Source organism: Novosphingobium sp. ZW T3_23, assembly GCF_044987305.1.
GTDB lineage: Bacteria > Pseudomonadota > Alphaproteobacteria > Sphingomonadales > Sphingomonadaceae > Novosphingobium.
Genome location: NZ_JBJDRF010000021.1, coordinates 17,493 through 33,811, shown reverse-complemented (window position 1 = coordinate 33,811; position 16,319 = coordinate 17,493). Strand labels below are relative to the sequence as shown.

Genomic DNA, 16,319 nt, shown 5'->3' with positions numbered 1-16,319 from the left:
AAACCACGTCCGCGTCATGTCGGATCGTGGGGTGCGCCAGCACTGGTAGCGCTATCATTATCAAACTTAATATGCTCAGTGCCGGCGGTCGTCAACACTTATGTTAGCGGTATCTTTCATCGGTAGCCATAAAGCTTTACCCGCTGAATCTGCCACTTTCCGGCCTCAAGGCGAATGTGGCGGCCCTGGTGTGTCTGGTCGCCGTTGAGAAGTCTGCCGGGCACCCATTTGCCGGTCGAGTCGAATTCGCCCTCGAATGCCGAATCGATGCCGGCCAGTGCGGCCCCGCCCGACTTCGGCTTGAACGTCACGGTAATCCCCTGCCCGGCGATGAGGTATTCCTCCGGCCCGATCTGGATGATCATGCCGCCTGCCGCCGCGATGGCGGCGGTGGTGCCGGGCTGCGAAGCGTCGGCGCCGGGATTCGCCACCGGCCTTTGAATGTCCGCATAGGCGATGGTGAAGCGATAGGGCCCCACTTCGCGGGTGTCGGGCTCGTAGACGAGCGTCTCGTCGTAGAGCTGGCGCGGTTTGAACCCGACCATGCGGTCCGTACCCTGCGCGTCCAGGATATAGGGCTTGAGCTGCTGGAGCACGCCATAGGCATCCTTCAGCGGTCCCGGCTCCTTGTCCACGGAGTCGATGGAGAACGGGCTGAATCCCAGCGCGTCGAGCTGGCCGATGGCATAGAAGGCGTTCGCCGGGCCGCTGGGATTGTTGGAATTGTGCGCTTCGGGAATGAACAGCACGTTGTCGGGCCGCTTGTAGCCATTCACGATGTCCACGAAGCTGGAGAAGTAGATGTCCGGCGCCAGGAAATCGAGGTGCGGGCCGCCCGCCTTCCACACGTCCAGCAAGTGCGGCAGCGGGCCGCCGCTGGGGTACTCGCCGGGGATGCGACCGGGACGGTTGAGCGCAACGTTGACGTACATCGGGATCGGATAGGCGGCCTTGCCGGCCTCCGCGAGCTGGTCCGCGAACCGGGCATAATGCCAGGCGGCGAAGACTTCCGCCGCCGCATCGCCGCCGCCGAACAGCTCGTCCCACGATCCGCTGGTGCGCGCGCCCTGTTCCAGCCACATCCTGCGCATGCCCGGAACCAGCGAATCCTTGTGCGCCACCAGATAGTTCACCAGCTCGGCCGGAACCGGCTCGGCATAGGCGGCATTGGCCGCCGCGCTGTAGTCGCGCGCGACGGGAAGCATCCCGATCTCGTTCTCCACCTGCACCATGACGACGGTGTTGTCCTTGGAATCCACCGCCTTGAGATGCGCCATGAGCGCGGCATAGGCGCGCTGGTCGGCCTTGAGCGTCTCGCCCCCGAAGGTCGAGAGGATCTCCACGCCCTGCCCATTGGGCAGCTGCGCGCGCGGGAAGCGTTGCTGGTCGCGCTTCACCCAGGCGGGGACGTAGGTGGACATGGAGTTCTTCCACGCGCCGAACCACAGGATCACCAGCTTGAGGTCGTTGGCCCGCGCCGCCTTGATCTGCGAATCCACCGAAGACCAGTCGAACGTGCCTTCGGTCGGCTCGATCAGTTCCCACGATACCGGCGTGAGCACGGTATCGACGTTCATCTCCTTCAGCCGCTTCCAGTGCGGCTCCATGTAGGCGGCGCTGGAGGATGCCGAATTGCTGAGTTCCCCGCCGATCATCAGCATGGGCTTGCCGTTGACGATGAGCTGCTGCGTATCGCCCTTCCGTTCAAGGCGAGGGGCGTCGGCCAGCGCGGGGGTGGTCAGGCTCAGGCTGACGGCAAGCGCGGATACTGCCAGGAAGGCAGGGCGGAAAGTCATGCGTTCTCTCCCAGGAATGCAGAGATCACGGCGCGGGCGCCGGAGGTTTCGAGATGGCCGAGGTGCGCGGCGATAGCGTCGAGTGCGGCGGCGTCGGGCACATGGCCGAGCACGCCGAGCGCCGCCGTCACCCGGGCGCGCGGCGTGGCCGTGCCGCGAAGTGCTGCAGCCAGGGCCTGGGCGGCGGGATCGTCGATCGTGAAGCTCTCGCCCGCGTCGGTCGTCCCGGCCTGCCAGCGTACCCACGCCGCCACGGCCAGCGCGATGGCTGCGAAGGAACCGCCCTGCTCCACCACCGCGCCCAGCGGCGCGAGGAGGCGCTGCGGCAGCTTCTGCGAGCCGTCCATGGCGATCTGGCGGGTGCGGTGCTGGAGCGCGCTATTGGCGAAGCGCGCCATCAGTTCGCGGCGATAAGCGGGAATGTCGAGCCCGGCGGGTGGGTCCAACGTAGGCACGACTTCGTCCCAGAGCCGCTCGACGAAGAGCAGCCCCGGTGCGGTGCCGACGAATTCATGGACGAACGCGTCGCCTGCCAGCCCGCCGAGATAGGCGATGGCCGAATGCGCGCCGTTCAGCAGCCGCAGCTTGGCTTCCTCCCACGGGGCGACGGCGTCGGTCAGCTGGACGCCGAGCGCGGCGAAGTCGGGCCGCTCGCCTGCGAAGCTATCCTCGATGACCCATTGCAGGAAGGGTTCGGCCTTCACCATCGCCCGGTCTTCCACGCCGGTCAGCGCGGCAAGGCCGGCGATATCCTCGTCCGTGGTGGCGGGAACGATGCGGTCGACCATGGTGGCCGGGAACGTGCAGCTCTCCGCGATCCATGCGGCCAGCGCCGGATCGTGTGCCTCGGCCATGGCGAGTACCGCGCCTTTCAGCAGCGCGCCGTTGTGAGGCAGGTTGTCGCAGGAGAGGATCGAGAGCGGGCCGAGGCCCCCCGCCCGCCGACGCGCCAGCGCCGCGACGAGGAAGCCCGCCGCCGTGCGCGGACGCTCCAACCCCGCGAGATCGGCGGCGACGTCCGCGTCCTCGGCCATGAGTTTTCCGGTCTTGCGATCGAGGCAATAGCCCTTTTCGGTCACCGTCAGCGTGACGAGGTGCGTGTCCGGCGAGGCCAGCGCGGCTACCACCGCCTCCGGCTCTTCCGGCGCGACCAGCACATGCTGCACGGCGCCGATGATCTGCGGGGTCTGCACCTCCCCTTCGCGCACCAGCAGGGTGTAGAGGCCGTCCTGCGGGTTCATCTGGTCCCGCACCGAAGCGGAGCGCAGCGAGACGCCGATCACGCCCCAGCGCAGATCGCCAGACGCGAGCGCCGCCTCGAACACGGCGGCCTGATGCGCACGGTGGAACGCGCCGATGCCGAGATGGACGACGCCCGCCCTGACCGCCGCGCGGTCATAGGCGGGCCGAGCGACGGCGGCCGGAACCTGGCCGAGAGTCTCGTTCGAAAGCCTCACAGCTTGTACGCCGCCTTGACGAGATCGTAGGCAAGCGCGCGGGCGACTTCATGCGCCTCATCCTCGGGCAGGCGGTGTTCTGCCACGAGCTGCGCCAGCCAGGCACAGTCCATGCGGCGGGCCACGTCGTGCCGGGCCGGGATCGAGAGGAAGGCGCGGGTGTCGTCGTTGAAGCCGACGGTGTTGTAGAAGCCCGCCGTCTCGGTTGCGCGCTCGCGGAAGCGGCGCATGCCTTCGGGGGAATCGTGGAACCACCATGGCGGGCCGAGGCGCAGCGAGGGGTAGTGCCCAGCCAGCGGCGCCAGTTCGCGCGAATAGACATCCTCGTCCAGCGTGAAGAGGATCAGCGTCAGGCGCGGGTCGTTGCCGTGGCGGTCCAGCAACGGCTTAAGCGCCTGCACGAATTCGCCGGGCAGCGGAATGTCGCCGCCCTTGTCGCGGCCGAAGCGGTCGAGCACGGCCTGGTTGTGGCTGCGATGGACGGCGGGATGGAGCTGCATGACCATGCCGTCCTCCACGCTCATCCCGGCCATTTCGGTCAGGAGTTGGGCGCGGAACAGTTCGGCGTCATCCTTGCCCGGTGCCGACAGGACACGTTGGTAGAGCGCCTCGCAATCCTCGGGCGAGAGATCGGCGGTGCGGGCGCTGGGATGGCCGTGGTCGGTCGAGGTGGCTCCGGCCTCTCGGAAGCGGGCGCGGTGGAAACGGTGCGCGGCCAGATAGCCTGCGTAAGTCGACACGTCCTCGCCCGCCATCTCGCCGAACTTCGCGACCTTGGCGGCGAAACCCGGCGTTTCGGGATCGACGACCGGATCGGGGCGATAGGCGGTGACGACCCGGCCGTTCCAGCCGCTTTCCCGGATCGCGCGGTGATGGGCGAGCGGATCGAGCGGGCCTTCGGTGGTGGCGATGGCCTCTATGCCGAAGCGATCGAACAGGGCGCGGGGGCGGAAAGCCTCCGTCTTCAGGGCGGCGTCGATCACCTCGTAATAGTGGTCCGCCGTGCTCTCATCCAGCAGCACGTCGAGGCCGAACACTTCCGCGAAGACCCAGTCCAGCCACATGCGCGAAGGGGTGCCGCGGAACAGGTGGTAGTGCTTCGCGAAGATCGCCCAGATCTTGCGCGGATCCTGCTCCACCGGGCTGCCGTCCACGCTGGGCACGCCCAGCGATTCCAGCGCGACGCCCTGCGAATAGAGCATGCGGAACACGTAGTGGTCCGGCACGATCAGCAGCGAGGCGGGGTCGGTGAACGGCTCATCATAGGCGAACCAGGCCGGGTCGGTATGACCGTGCGGGCTGACGATCGGCAGATCCTTCACGCCCTCGTAGAGCGCGCGCGCAATGGCGCGGGTGCCCGGATCGGCGGGGAACAGGCGGTCGGGGTGGAGAACGAGGGGACGAGTCATGCTGTGGCTTTCTCGCGGTCGGGATCGGCGACCTGGTAGCGGGGAAGGATCAGGTGGATGACGCCAAGCGCCACGAGATAGGCGCAGGAAGCCACGACGAAGATCGGCTCGTAGCTGCCCACGGTTTCGAGGATTGTGCCGGCGAACTTGGCCATGAGCATGCCGCCCAGCGCACCGGCCAGTCCGCCGAGACCGACGACCGAGCCGGTCATCCAGCGCGGCATCGTGTCACCCGGCAGCGCGTAGAGGTTGGCGGAGAACGCCTGGTGCCCGGCGCAGGCAAGGCCGACCAGCGCCACGGCGGTCCACAGCCCCGGCGCATTCGGCGCCAGCGCGATCGGCACGGCGCAGAGCGCGGCCAGGAACATCGCGGTCTTGCGCGAGCGGTTGATGGTCCAGCCCCGGCCGATGAATCGCGAGGAAGCCCAGCCGCCCAGCACCGAGCCGACGTCCGCCAGCAGGTAGACCGCGATCAGCGGCGGGCCGAAGTCCAGCATCTTCACGCCGAACTGCTTGTTGAAGAAGTCCGGCAGCCAGAACAGGAACGTCCACCAGACCGGATCGATCAGGAAACGGCCCAGCATATAGGCCCAGGTCTGGCGATAGCCGAACAGCGCGCGCCACTTGACCGGGCGCGGCTTCTCCACCGGATCTGCCTCGATCCAGGCCAGTTCCTCGGCGCTGAGGTTCTTCTTGTCGCGCGGGCGGCGGTAGAAGCCGAGCCAGGCCGCCAGCCACAGGACCGTCAGCAGGCCGGTGAGGATGAAGGCCCAGCGCCAGCCCAGCGTCAGCGCGATCACCGGCACCACCAGCGGCGTCAGGATCGCGCCCACGTTGGAGCCGGCGTTGAAGATGCCGATGGCGAAAGCGCGCTCGCGCTTGGGGAACCATTCGTTGGTGGCGGCGATGGCGGCGGGGAACGTCCCCGCCTCGCCGATGGCCAGCGGGATGCGCGCGAACAGCATGCCGCTGGTGGAAGTGAACAGCGCGTGTGCCATGTGGCCGACCGTCCACAGCGTCACGGCCAGGGCATAGCCCGCCCGCGCGCCGATCTTGTCGATCAGGCGGCCGAAGAACACGTAGGCAATGCCATAGCCCGCCTGGAACCAGATCGCGAGGTCGGCATAGCCGCTCTCGCTCCAGCCGTAGCGCGCCTGAAGCTCGGGCTTGAGCGTGGGCAGGACCAGCCTGTCCACATAGCTCAGCACCACCGCCGCAAAGAGGAGCGCGCAGACGATCCAGCGGATCCGGCCCGAGGGTTTGCTCGGTCCGGCGCCCTGGTCCTTGATGGGCGTCACGCCGTTCACCGCGATCACCAGTTGTACATCGTGCCGTCTTCGAGGCGGTTCACCGGCAGGAAGGCGCGGCTGTATTCGTAGCCGGCGGCCAGTTCCTCATCGATGTCCACGCCCAGGCCCGGCGCTTCGCCCGGATGCATCATGCCGTTCTCGAAGGTATAGGCATGGGGGAAGACCGCATCGGTTTCCGGCGTGTGGCGCATATATTCCTGCACGCCGAAGTTCGGCACCGAAAGGTCGAAGTGCAGCGCGGCGGCCATGCAGACCGGCGAGAGGTCGGTGGCGCCGTGGCAGCCGGTGCGGATCTGGTAGAGATCGGCCAGCGCGGCGATGCGGCGAAGGTGCGTGATGCCGCCCGCGTGGACCACGGTGGCGCGGATGTAGTCGATCAACTGGTTCTGGATCAGGTCCTTGCAGTCCCAGATCGAGTTGAAGATCTCGCCCACGGCCAGCGGCGCGGTGGTGTGCTGGCGGATGAGCTTGAACGCCTCCTGGTTCTCGGCAGGCGTCGCGTCTTCCAGCCAGAACGGGCGGTAGGGCTCCAGGTCCTTGCCCAGGCGGCCGGCCTCGATCGGGGTGAGGCGGTGATGGATGTCATGCAGCAGGTGGACGTCCCAGCCCAGCGCCTCGCGCGCGGCCTTGAACAGTTCGGGCACGACGCGCAGGTACTTCGCGGTGTTCCAGACGTTCTCGGTCGGCAGGTCGGCGTCGGCGGGCTCGTAGAAATACTTGTCCTTGGAGACGCCATACGTCGAGGCCATGCCGGGCACGCCGCACTGGAGGCGGATCGCCTTGTAGCCCTGCGCCTGGTAATCGAGGGCGACGTTGATCGTGTCCTCGATCGTCGTGCCGTTGGCGTGGCCATAGACCATCACGCCTTCACGGCTGGCGCCGCCTAGCAGCTGGTAGACCGGCAGGCCGGCGATCTTGCCCTTGATGTCCCACAGCGCCATGTCGACGGCGGCGATGGCAGTCATCGTCACCGGGCCGCGGCGCCAGTAGGCACCCTTGTAGAGGTACTGCCAGACGTCCTCGATGCGGTGCGCGTCGCGGCCGATCAGGCAGGGGATGACGTGGTCGGTCAGATAGCTGGCGACCGACATTTCACGGCCGTTGAGCGTGGCGTCTCCCACGCCGGTGGTGCCGTCGTCGCAAGTGATCTTGAGCGTGACGAAGTTGCGACCCGGGCAGGTGATGATGACCTTGGCATCGACTATCTTGGGCATGGGATGGATCCTCAGGCGATTTCGAGAGTGGTGGTCTTGAGATCGGCGCTGCTGGCGCCGACCAGGATATCGAACAGGCCGGGTTCGACGACTTCGCGCATGTCCTCGTTCCAGAGGCTGAAATCGTCCGGGCCGAGGGTGAACTCGACTTTGCGCGTCTCGCCGGGCTTCAGCGTGACACGGCGGAAACCGCGCAGTTCCATGACCGGGCGGGTGACGCTGGCGGCCTGATCGTGGACATAGAGCTGCACCACTTCATCGCCTGCGCGCTGGCCGGTATTGGTCACGTCCACCGAGACGGTGACATTGCCCGAGAGGCCGATGCGCGGTGCCGAGAGGCTGGGCGCGCCCACGGTGAAGGTGGTGTAGCTGAGGCCGAAACCGAACGGATAGAGCGGAGCCGTCTCCGCGAAGAGGTAGCCGCGCTTGGCCGAGGGCTTGTGGTTGTAGAAGAAGGGCACCTGCCCGACGTCCTTGACCACGGTGACCGGCAGCTTGGCGCCCGGATTGACGTCTCCGAACAGCGCCTCGGCCATGGCGGTGCCGCCTTCCTGGCCGAGATACCAGCACTCCAGGATCGCGTCCGCCTGCTCGGCCACGGTCGGCCACGAAGGCGGGCGGCCGTTGAGCGCGACGACGATCACCGGCTTGCCGGTCGCCTTGAGGGCGCGGAACAGCTCGTTCTGCTCGCCCACAAGGTCGAGGTCGGTACGGTCGCCGAGGTGGTTCTTCGCATAGCCTTCGCGGCTGGTCTGCTCGGTATCGCCGATGGCCAGCACGATCACGTCGCTGCCCTTGGCCGTCTCCACGGCCTCCGCGATCAGCGCGCGGTTCTTCGCGGGGTCGGCCAGTAGCACCTCGTTGGCCGAGCGGTCCTCGCTTTGGGTGATGAACACGCCTTGCGCGAAGACGACTTCCGCCTTGCCCGCGACGCGCGCCTTGATGCCTTCGACCAGGTTCACGCTGGAACGCGGCTCGGACGAATAGCCGCCGAGGCGGGTGACATTGGCGTTCGGCCCGATCACGGCGATGCGCTTCTGCGCGCCCGCCGTCAGCGGCAGCACACCGCTATTCTTGAGCAGGCAGATCGACTTGCGCGCCGCTTCCAGCGCCAGCGCGCGGGCTTCGGCATTGGCAGTGAGCCTGGCAGACGCCTTGGGATCGACCGGCCCGGCCTCGAACATGCCGGCGCGGAACTTCAGCGTCAGCATGCGGCGGCAGGCGGCATCGACGGCGGCAAGCGGCACCAGCCCCTTGCGTACCTGGTCGGCCAGGGTGCGGAAGCCTTCACCATCGGGAAGGTCGGAATCAACGCCCGCATGAAGCGCCAGCCGCGCCGCGCCCTCGATATCGCTGGCGAGGTGGTGGAAGCTCGCCAGTTCCCCGATCGCGGCGTAGTCGCTGAGGATGGCGCCGTCGAAGCCCCATTCGCCGCGCAGCACGTCGGTCAGCAGCCAGCGGTTGGCGTGGCTGGGGATGCCGTCGATCTCGTTGTAGGAGGGCATGACCGCAGCAATACCGGTGCGGCGCACCACTTCGCGGAACGGCGGGAAGAAGCTGTCGTAAAGCTCGCGCTTGCCGAGCGGGGCCGGGGCGACGTTGTTGCCTGCCTCGGGCTGGCCGTGGCCGGTCATGTGCTTGAGCGTGGCGAAGACTTTGCCCTCGGCCAGTTCCTTGCCTTCGCCCTGAAGGCCGCGCACGGCGGCGACGCCCATTTCTCCGCAGAGATAGGGATCTTCGCCGAAGGTCTCCTCGATACGGCCCCAGCGCGGGTCGCGGGCTATGTCCACCACCGGCGAGAGCGCCAGGGTGGAGCCGTGCGCGCGCACTTCGCGGCCAATCACCGACTGCACGCGCTCCACCAGGTCGGTGTCGAAGCTGCCCGCCATGGCGATGGCCTGCGGGAAGCTGGTGGCTTCGGGCGCCATGTAGCCGTGGAGCGATTCCTCATGGAACAGCACGGGGATGCCCAGCCGGGTCCGCTCGCGCGCCCACTTCTGGGTGGCATTGACGAAAGCGATGGTATCGGCGGGCTTGCGCCAACGGCCGGTGACGTCGGTGCCGGTGTTGTTGGCCGTGGCTGCACCGCCCCGGTCGGACGGGCGGGCGATCTGGCCGATACCGTTCGGATGCGCCTGGCTGGCGCGCGCCGGATCGAAAGCGCGCGATTCGTCCATGATCTCACGCTTGCGGGTGGAGAGCGTGATGAGCTGGGCCACCTTCTCGTCCAGCGTCATGATGGCCATCAGGTCCTTGACGCGCAGGTCGACGGGAACCTTGGGATCCTTGTAAAGCGGCGTTGCGGCGCGCGCGGAAAGCGGCAGGAAGGCCAGCATCGAGGCACCCGCGCCCCAACGCAGCAGTTCGCGGCGCTTCATGGGAGCGGCGATCATGCGCGCGTCTCCGCAGCCGGGACGCACGATCCCGCAACCGTCAGACAAACCGGAAAAATCATCGTTCTCCCCTGCATCCCCGGGCACTCTTGGGCCCATTTCCCGATCGGGCGGCAAACACTGTTGCCTGCCCTGAACTTTGTGTGTTAGCGTTATCATGCGCGACAATGAACGAGCTTGTCAATGGCATCGCGGCGCTAATTAATTCGGCCCTCGGGCCATGATCTGGGACACAGGGGAGGATGATGAAGAAGCGGCTTCTGACGATGGGCGCATGCGTGATGGCCCTTGGCCTTGCGACTGCTCCGGCCTTTGCAAACGATGGCTACGACCTCTGGCTGGCCCCCGCAAGTTCGCCCGCCACGGATATCCGCGTAATCGGCCAGTCCGAAACGCTGGACCGCGCCGCCGAAGAACTGCGCCGAGACCTTGCCGCCTCTGCGCTTCCGGTGGTCCTGGCGAAAATCGACGATCCGGCGCTTGCCGCGCTGCGCCTGCCGGTGACCTCGCTGGGCGAGGAAGGCTATCTGATCCGCGCCGCCACGCTCGATGGCCGCAAGACCCTGATCGTCACCGGCAAGACCGACCGCGCCGTGCTCTACGGCGCCTTCGCGCTGATCCGCGCGCAGAAGACCGGCGCCGATCTCGCCGCGATCGACTTGCAGTCCGCCCCGAAGATCGGCCTGCGCGTGCTCAACCACTGGGACAATCTCGACGGTTCAGTGGAGCGCGGATATGCGGGCCAGTCTCTGTGGGACTGGTGGACCCTGCCGGACTTCAAGGATCCGCGCTATACCGACTATGCCCGCGCCAATGCGGCGCTGGGCATCAACGGCATCGTGCTCAACAACGTCAACGCCAAGCCCGAAAGCCTGACCGCGCCCTATATCGCCAAGGCCAAGGCCCTGGCCGAAGTGTTCCGGCCCTGGGGCATCAAGGTCTATCTCTCCGCCCGCTTCTCCGCGCCGATCGAAATCGGCCATCTCAAGAGCGCCGATCCGCTCGACCCCGAAGTCCAGGCCTGGTGGAAGGCCAAGAGCGACGAGATCTACCGCGAAATCCCCGATTTCGGCGGCTTCCTGGTAAAGGCTAACAGCGAAGGCCAGCCCGGCCCGCGCGACTATCATCGCAGCCATGCGGAAGGCGCCAACATGCTGGCCGCCGCCGTCTCCCCCCATAACGGCATCGTCATGTGGCGTGCCTTCGTCTATGCCGAAACCGACCCGGACGACCGCGCCAAGCAGGCCTATACCGAGTTCAAGCCGCTCGACGGCAAGTTCGCGGACAACGTGCTGGTGCAGGTGAAGAACGGCGCCATCGACTTCCAGCCGCGCGAGCCGTTCCACCCGCTGTTCGGCGCCATGCCGAAGACGCCGATGATGCTGGAACTCCAGATCACCAAGGAATACCTGGGCTTCGCCACCCACCTGGCCTACCTCGGCACGATGTTCGAGGAAGTGCTGGAGGCCGATACCCACGCCAGGGGTAAGGGGTCGACGGTGGCCAAAGTGGTCGACGGTTCGCTCTATCGGCATAAGCTCAGCGGCATTGCCGGTGTCGCCAATGTCGGGCGTGACCGGGACTGGTCGGGCTCCACCTTCAACCAGGCCAACTGGTACGCCTTCGGCCGCCTCGCCTGGGATCCGACGCTTTCGGCCGACAGGATCGCCCGCGAATGGGCGCAGCAGACTTTCGGCAACGATCCGCGCGTGGTCGATACCGCCGTGAAGATGATGATGGCCTCGCGCGAGGCGGTGGTCGATTATACCGGCCCGCTCGGGCTCGCGCATGTCATGGGCACCGGCCACCACTACGGTCCGGGTCCGTGGATCAGCGATCTCGCCCGGCCTGAATGGAACCCGGTCTACTACCATAAGGCCGACAGGAACGGCATCGGCTTCGACCGCACGAAGACCGGCAGCAACGCCGTGGCGCAGTACGAGCCGGCGGTGGCGAAGCTGCTGGCGGATCCCCGCACGACGCCCGAAGGCGAACTGCTGTGGTTCCATCACCTGCCGTGGGACTGGAAGATGAAGTCCGGCCGCACGCTCTGGCAGGAGATGGTCACTCATTACGATCGCGGCGTCGCCACCGTCGCGCAGATGCAGTCCGAGTGGCAGGGCGTGAAGGGCCTCGTCGATGCCGAGCGCTGGCAGAAGACCGCCAGCTATCTCCAGATTCAGCACAACGAGGCCAAGTGGTGGCGCGATGCCAGCCTGGCTTACTGGATGTCGGTCAACGGCCTGCCGCTGCCCGATGGCGTTGCCGCGCCGGAGCACGATCTGGCCTGGTACAAGGCCCAGGACTTTCCGCTCGCGCCCGGCCATCCTCACTGACAACCCTAACTGACAATGCTTCGCTGGTTGCGCTACCAAGGCGACTTGTGGTGTTAGCGAACATTCCCCGGCGCTCCTCTTGGACGCCGGGGATCCGCCGGGGAACCAGATGAGCAGCCAAACCAGAGGTCCGCGCAAGCAGCGCTCCAGCGCCAAGATCGACGACGTGGCCCGTCTCGCGGGCGTATCGCCGATGACGGTGAGCCGCGTCATCAACAAGGGTGCCAATGTCCGCGAGGAAACCCGCCGCAAGGTGGAAGCGGCCATCGCCGAACTGAACTACGCCCCCAGCACCGCCGCGCGCGCACTGGCCGGGGGCGAGGACTTGCGGATCGGGCTGCTGCACTCCAACCCTAGCTTCGCCTATCTCAGCGAATTCCTGGTCGGTGCCCTGGAGGAAACCAGCGCCGCCAATGCGCAGCTGCTGGTGAAGCCCTGCAACGAGGAAGGCGGAGAAGCAAGGGCGGTGGCGCAGTTGCTCCGCACCCGCATAGACGGCGCGATCCTGCCGCCGCCGCTCAGCGATTCGCCGGCCGTGCTGGAAGCGCTCAAGAATGCGGACGTGCCGGTGGTGGCGGTCGCCACGGGCCGGGCGCCGGAATGGGCGCTGTCCGTGAGCATCGACGACCGCGAGGCGGCCTTCACGATGACGCATCATCTGGCCGCGCTGGGACATCGGCGGATCGGCTTCATCACCGGCCACCCGAACCAGACCGCCAGCGCCGAGCGTCTCGACGGCTACCGCGAGGCACTTTCGGCGCTGTACCTGCCGTTCGATCCCGCGCTGGTGGCGCAGGGATACTTCACCTATCGTTCCGGACTGGAGGCAGCGGCGCAGTTGCTTGACCTCGACAGCCCGCCCACCGCGATCTTCGCCTCCAACGACGACATGGCCGCCGCCGCCATCACCGTGGCCCACCGGCGCGGGCTGGACGTGCCGAACCAGCTTACCGTCTGCGGCTACGACGATACCGCGCTCGCCGTCTCCGTCTGGCCCGAGCTGACGACGATCCGCCAGCCCACAACCGACATGGCGCGCCGCGCGGTACGGTTGCTGATCGGCGAGATCCGCGCCCGCAACGGCGGCGGATCGGCAGGCGATCAGCCGCACGTCGTCGCTGAGTTCAAGCTGATCCGCCGGGATTCCGACGCCGGGCCCGCCTGATCCAACGCCGCAAGAACGACGTCCACGAAAAAACGGGGCCCCCTTGCGACCTGTCGCAAGGGGGCCTTGTCGTTTCAGGGCGGTCAGGAGAGCGAAGTCTCCTGCCCGCTTGAACTCAGCCTTCCATCTCTTCCAGCTCGCGGCCCTTGGTCTCGTTGACCATGGCGCGGACGAAGAAGAACGAGACGGCGGCGAAGAACGCATAGCCGGTGTAGGTCACGGCCAGGCCGGGGCTGACCGCCAGCGCCGGGAAGCTCACCGAGACGGCGGCATTCGCGATCCACTGCGCGAAGCCTGCCACCGCAAGACCGGAGCCGCGGATCTGGTTGGGGAACATCTCGCCCAGCATGACCCACATGATCGGGCCCCAGCTCATGTTGAAGAAGATCACGTAGAGGTTGGCCGCGACCAGCGCGATTACGCCGTTGTTGCCGGGCAGCGAAACGGCGCCGTCCGCGCCGGTGACGGCGGTGGAGAAAGCATAGGCCACGGTCGCCAGCGTCACCGCCATGCCTGCCGAGCCGATCAGCAGCAGCGGCTTGCGGCCGATCCGGTCCACCAGCGCGATCGTCGCGAGGCAGGCCCCGATCGAGAGCACGCCGGAAAGGATGTTGGTCTGGAGCGCATAGTTTTCCGAGAAGCCGACCGCCTCCCAAAGCGTGGCGCCGTAGTAGAACACCACGTTGATGCCGACGAGCTGCTGGAACACCGCAAGGCCGATGCCCGCCCAGACGATCGGGCGCACGCGGCCCGTGCTCTTCTCGATCAGGTCCGAGAGCTTGGGCTTGTGGTGGTCTGCGGCCAGGCTGGCGCGGATCTCGGCCACCTTGCGGTCGGCTTCCGCCGTGCCGAACAGGCGGGTGAGCACGGCATGGGCGCGCGGCTCCTGGCCCTTGACGACCAGATAGCGGGGGCTTTCGGGGATGACGAGCAGCGCGAAGAAGTAGATCGCGGCCGGAATCGCCTGGAGCCAGAACATCCAGCGCCAGGCCGGGAGGTCCAGCCAGAGCGCTTCGGTAGAGCCACCCGCATAGCGCGCCAGCACGAAGTTGGCGATGAAGGCGCCGGTAAGGCCGGTGATGATCATCACCTGCTGTACGCTCGACAGGCGGCCGCGAATGGCGGCGGGGGTCACTTCGGAGATGTAGACCGGCGAGATCACGCTGGCCGCGCCGACGCCGAGGCCGCCGACAATACGCGCAATGATGAAGATCGCCGACGATCCGGCCGCGCCGGCCACCAGGGCGCTGACGAAGAACAGCACGGCGGAGAGCATCATCACGCCGCGGCGCCCGATCACGTCGGCCATGCGGCCTGCGGCGAAGGCGCCGATCGACGATCCGACGAGGATCGCGCCGACGTTGAAGCCGATGCCCAGCTTGCCGAGATCGAAGGCGGCCTCAAGCCCCTTCTGGGTGCCGTTGATCACGCCGGAATCGTAGCCGAACATGAAGCCGCCGATCGTGGCCACGGCCACGATGGCGACGATGAACGCCATGTTGATCCGGGTATCCGACCCGGAAATCGGGCCGCTCTGCGCCGCAGTCATTCCTCATTCCCCTTCATCGAGATGCGCGATGTTATTATTGGCGCTGCGAATCCGCTGCCGGACTTAGCTGTTGGCCGGGCATACCGGCAAGCCGGAAACGCCCGGATCGAAAGCGAAAACGTTGCCAGCAAGCGGCTGCCGTTCCAGTTCCGCCGCCGAGAGACCCTTGCGCGCCGTCGTGGCATAGGCGGTAGCCAGATCCGGCCCGCCGAAGGCGATCTTGGTGATATTGGCGACCGGGAACTTCACGGTTGCCATCAGCTTGCCCGCAGGATCGTAACGCCGCACGCCCCAGCCCCCGAACAGGCCGGTCCAGAGGCAGCCCTCGGCATCGATCACGGCGCCATCCGGGTAGCCGGCGCCGTCCTCGATGGTGACGAAGGCTTCGGGCTTGCCCAGCGTGCCGTCCTCATCGACCGAAACGCGCCAGATCGTCTTGCCCAGCGTATCGGTGTGCCAGAGCGTCCGTCCGTCCGCGCTGATCGCGGGTCCGTTGGTGATCACCACTTCCGGCAGGCCCGCGTGGACGCAATGTCCCCGGTCCAGCCGATAGAGCGCGCCGGAAGCCTCGGTTTCCTCGTCATGCATCGAACCCAGCCAGATGCTCCCCGAAGGATCGGTGGCGGCATCGTTCAGCCGGTTGTCGGCGCGGTTCGGCTCGGGATCGTGGAGCAACGTGAAGGCGCCGGTTTCCGGGCTGAAGCGATGCAGCCCGGTCTTGACCCCGGCGATCATGTCACCCCGCTCCGTCGGCAGCGCCCAGCCGATCTGGTCGGGCGCGTGCCACATGTCGAGCATGCCGGTGACCGGATCGTGCCGGTAAAGCCGATGTTCCTTGATATCGACGAACCACAGGCGGTCGCCGGTCCAGACCGGCCCCTCGCCCAGCGTGGCGCCGATGGAAAGGACGGATTCCGGCGTCACGTCAGCGCCACCCGGCATCGACGAAGTAGTCGTGCCCGGTGCACATGGCGCCGTCGTCCGAAGCCAGGAACAGGCAGAGCGCAGCGACGTCGGCAGGCTGGATGCGCGCCTTCAGGCACTGGGCGGCCATGATCTCGGCCTCACCCTCGGGCGTGTACCACTGCTTCTGGCGCGGCGTATCGACATTGCCCGGCACGATCGTGTTGACGCGGATATTGTCCGCGCCAAGGTCGCGCGCCATCGCGCGGGTCATGCCTTCCACGGCCGCCTTGGCGGTCTGGTAGAGCACGAGGTCCGGCAGGCCGAGGTGCCAGCTGATCGAACCGAAGTTCAGGATCACGCCGCCGCCTTGCGCCTTCATGCCCGGAACCACTGCCTGCGCCGCGAAGAACTGGTGGCGCAGATTGGTGGCCATGCGCTCGTCCCAATAGGCGGGCGTCACATCGTCGATCGTGTGGCGATCGTCGTTGGCGGCGTTGTTGAGCAGCACGTCGACGCCGCCCAGCAGGCCCGAAAGCTCTGCCACGGTGGCGGCAGTGGCATCCAGGTCGCGAAGGTCGCAACTGCGGAAGTGCGTTCCCGGCAGCGAAGCGGAAAGCGCCTCGCCGGCGGCGGCATTGATGTCCACGAAGGCGACCTGGGCGCCCTGGGCCACGAAAGCCTCGACAAGGCCCGCACCGATGCCGGTGCCGCCGCCCGTGATGAGAACGCGTTTGCCCTTGAGGCTGGGGTAGATTGCGGAATGTCTGGTCATGGATGGGCCTTC

At 67.0% G+C, this 16,319-nt stretch carries 11 protein-coding genes; 2 read left to right on the top strand and 9 right to left on the bottom strand.

Annotated features, from left to right (window positions below):
* Window positions 1-116: 116 nt before the first annotated feature.
* The 6 genes from ACI3K3_RS12680 to ACI3K3_RS12655 are packed head-to-tail and all read right to left on the bottom strand — an operon-like array spanning window position 117 to window position 9,579.
* Entirely contained in the window at window positions 117-1,796 is a 1,680-nt protein-coding gene (locus ACI3K3_RS12680) for a DUF5597 domain-containing protein (protein ID WP_404914166.1), read from the bottom strand.
* Window positions 1,793-3,253: a mannitol dehydrogenase family protein gene (locus ACI3K3_RS12675; protein WP_404914164.1), complete on the bottom strand. Its 1,461-nt coding sequence runs from the start codon at window positions 3,251-3,253 to the stop codon at window positions 1,793-1,795. The genes ACI3K3_RS12680 and ACI3K3_RS12675 overlap by 4 nt, the downstream gene beginning before the upstream one ends.
* Window positions 3,250-4,662 carry a glucuronate isomerase gene (uxaC, locus tag ACI3K3_RS12670; RefSeq protein ID WP_404914162.1) on the bottom strand — a complete coding sequence of 471 codons (1,413 nt, stop codon included), beginning with the start codon at window positions 4,660-4,662 and terminating at the stop codon, window positions 3,250-3,252. Before uxaC ends, ACI3K3_RS12675 begins: the two co-directional genes overlap by 4 nt.
* Complete coding sequence (locus tag ACI3K3_RS12665; RefSeq protein WP_404914217.1) at window positions 4,659-5,951, bottom strand: MFS transporter; 1,293 nt, start codon at window positions 5,949-5,951, stop codon at window positions 4,659-4,661. Before ACI3K3_RS12665 ends, uxaC begins: the two co-directional genes overlap by 4 nt.
* Before the next feature lie 23 nt (window positions 5,952-5,974).
* Entirely contained in the window at window positions 5,975-7,186 is a 1,212-nt protein-coding gene (gene manD / locus ACI3K3_RS12660) for a D-mannonate dehydratase ManD (protein WP_404914160.1), read from the bottom strand.
* Window positions 7,187-7,197: 11 nt separating this feature from the next.
* Entirely contained in the window at window positions 7,198-9,579 is a 2,382-nt protein-coding gene (locus ACI3K3_RS12655) for a glycoside hydrolase family 3 N-terminal domain-containing protein (RefSeq protein ID WP_404914158.1), read from the bottom strand.
* Window positions 9,580-9,821: 242 nt separating this feature from the next.
* On the opposite strand from ACI3K3_RS12655, the gene ACI3K3_RS12650 reads away from it, so the two are divergent.
* Entirely contained in the window at window positions 9,822-11,915 is a 2,094-nt protein-coding gene (locus ACI3K3_RS12650; protein WP_404914156.1) for an alpha-glucuronidase family glycosyl hydrolase, read from the top strand.
* Window positions 11,916-12,024: 109 nt separating this feature from the next.
* Complete coding sequence (locus tag ACI3K3_RS12645) at window positions 12,025-13,080, top strand: LacI family DNA-binding transcriptional regulator (RefSeq protein ID WP_404914154.1); 1,056 nt, start codon at window positions 12,025-12,027, stop codon at window positions 13,078-13,080.
* 115 nt (window positions 13,081-13,195) lie between these two features.
* On the opposite strand, the gene ACI3K3_RS12640 is transcribed toward ACI3K3_RS12645, so the two are convergent.
* From ACI3K3_RS12640 to ACI3K3_RS12630, 3 genes are all read right to left on the bottom strand, one after another.
* On the bottom strand, window positions 13,196-14,629 hold the full coding sequence (locus ACI3K3_RS12640) for a sugar porter family MFS transporter (protein ID WP_404914152.1): 1,434 nt from the start codon (window positions 14,627-14,629) through the stop codon (window positions 13,196-13,198).
* Between the two features lie 63 nt (window positions 14,630-14,692).
* Entirely contained in the window at window positions 14,693-15,571 is an 879-nt protein-coding gene (locus ACI3K3_RS12635) for an SMP-30/gluconolactonase/LRE family protein (protein ID WP_404914150.1), read from the bottom strand.
* Window positions 15,555-16,307 carry an SDR family NAD(P)-dependent oxidoreductase gene (locus ACI3K3_RS12630; RefSeq protein ID WP_404914148.1) on the bottom strand — a complete coding sequence of 251 codons (753 nt, stop codon included), beginning with the start codon at window positions 16,305-16,307 and terminating at the stop codon, window positions 15,555-15,557. The genes ACI3K3_RS12635 and ACI3K3_RS12630 overlap by 17 nt, the downstream gene beginning before the upstream one ends.
* Between the last annotated feature and the right edge of the window lie 12 nt (window positions 16,308-16,319).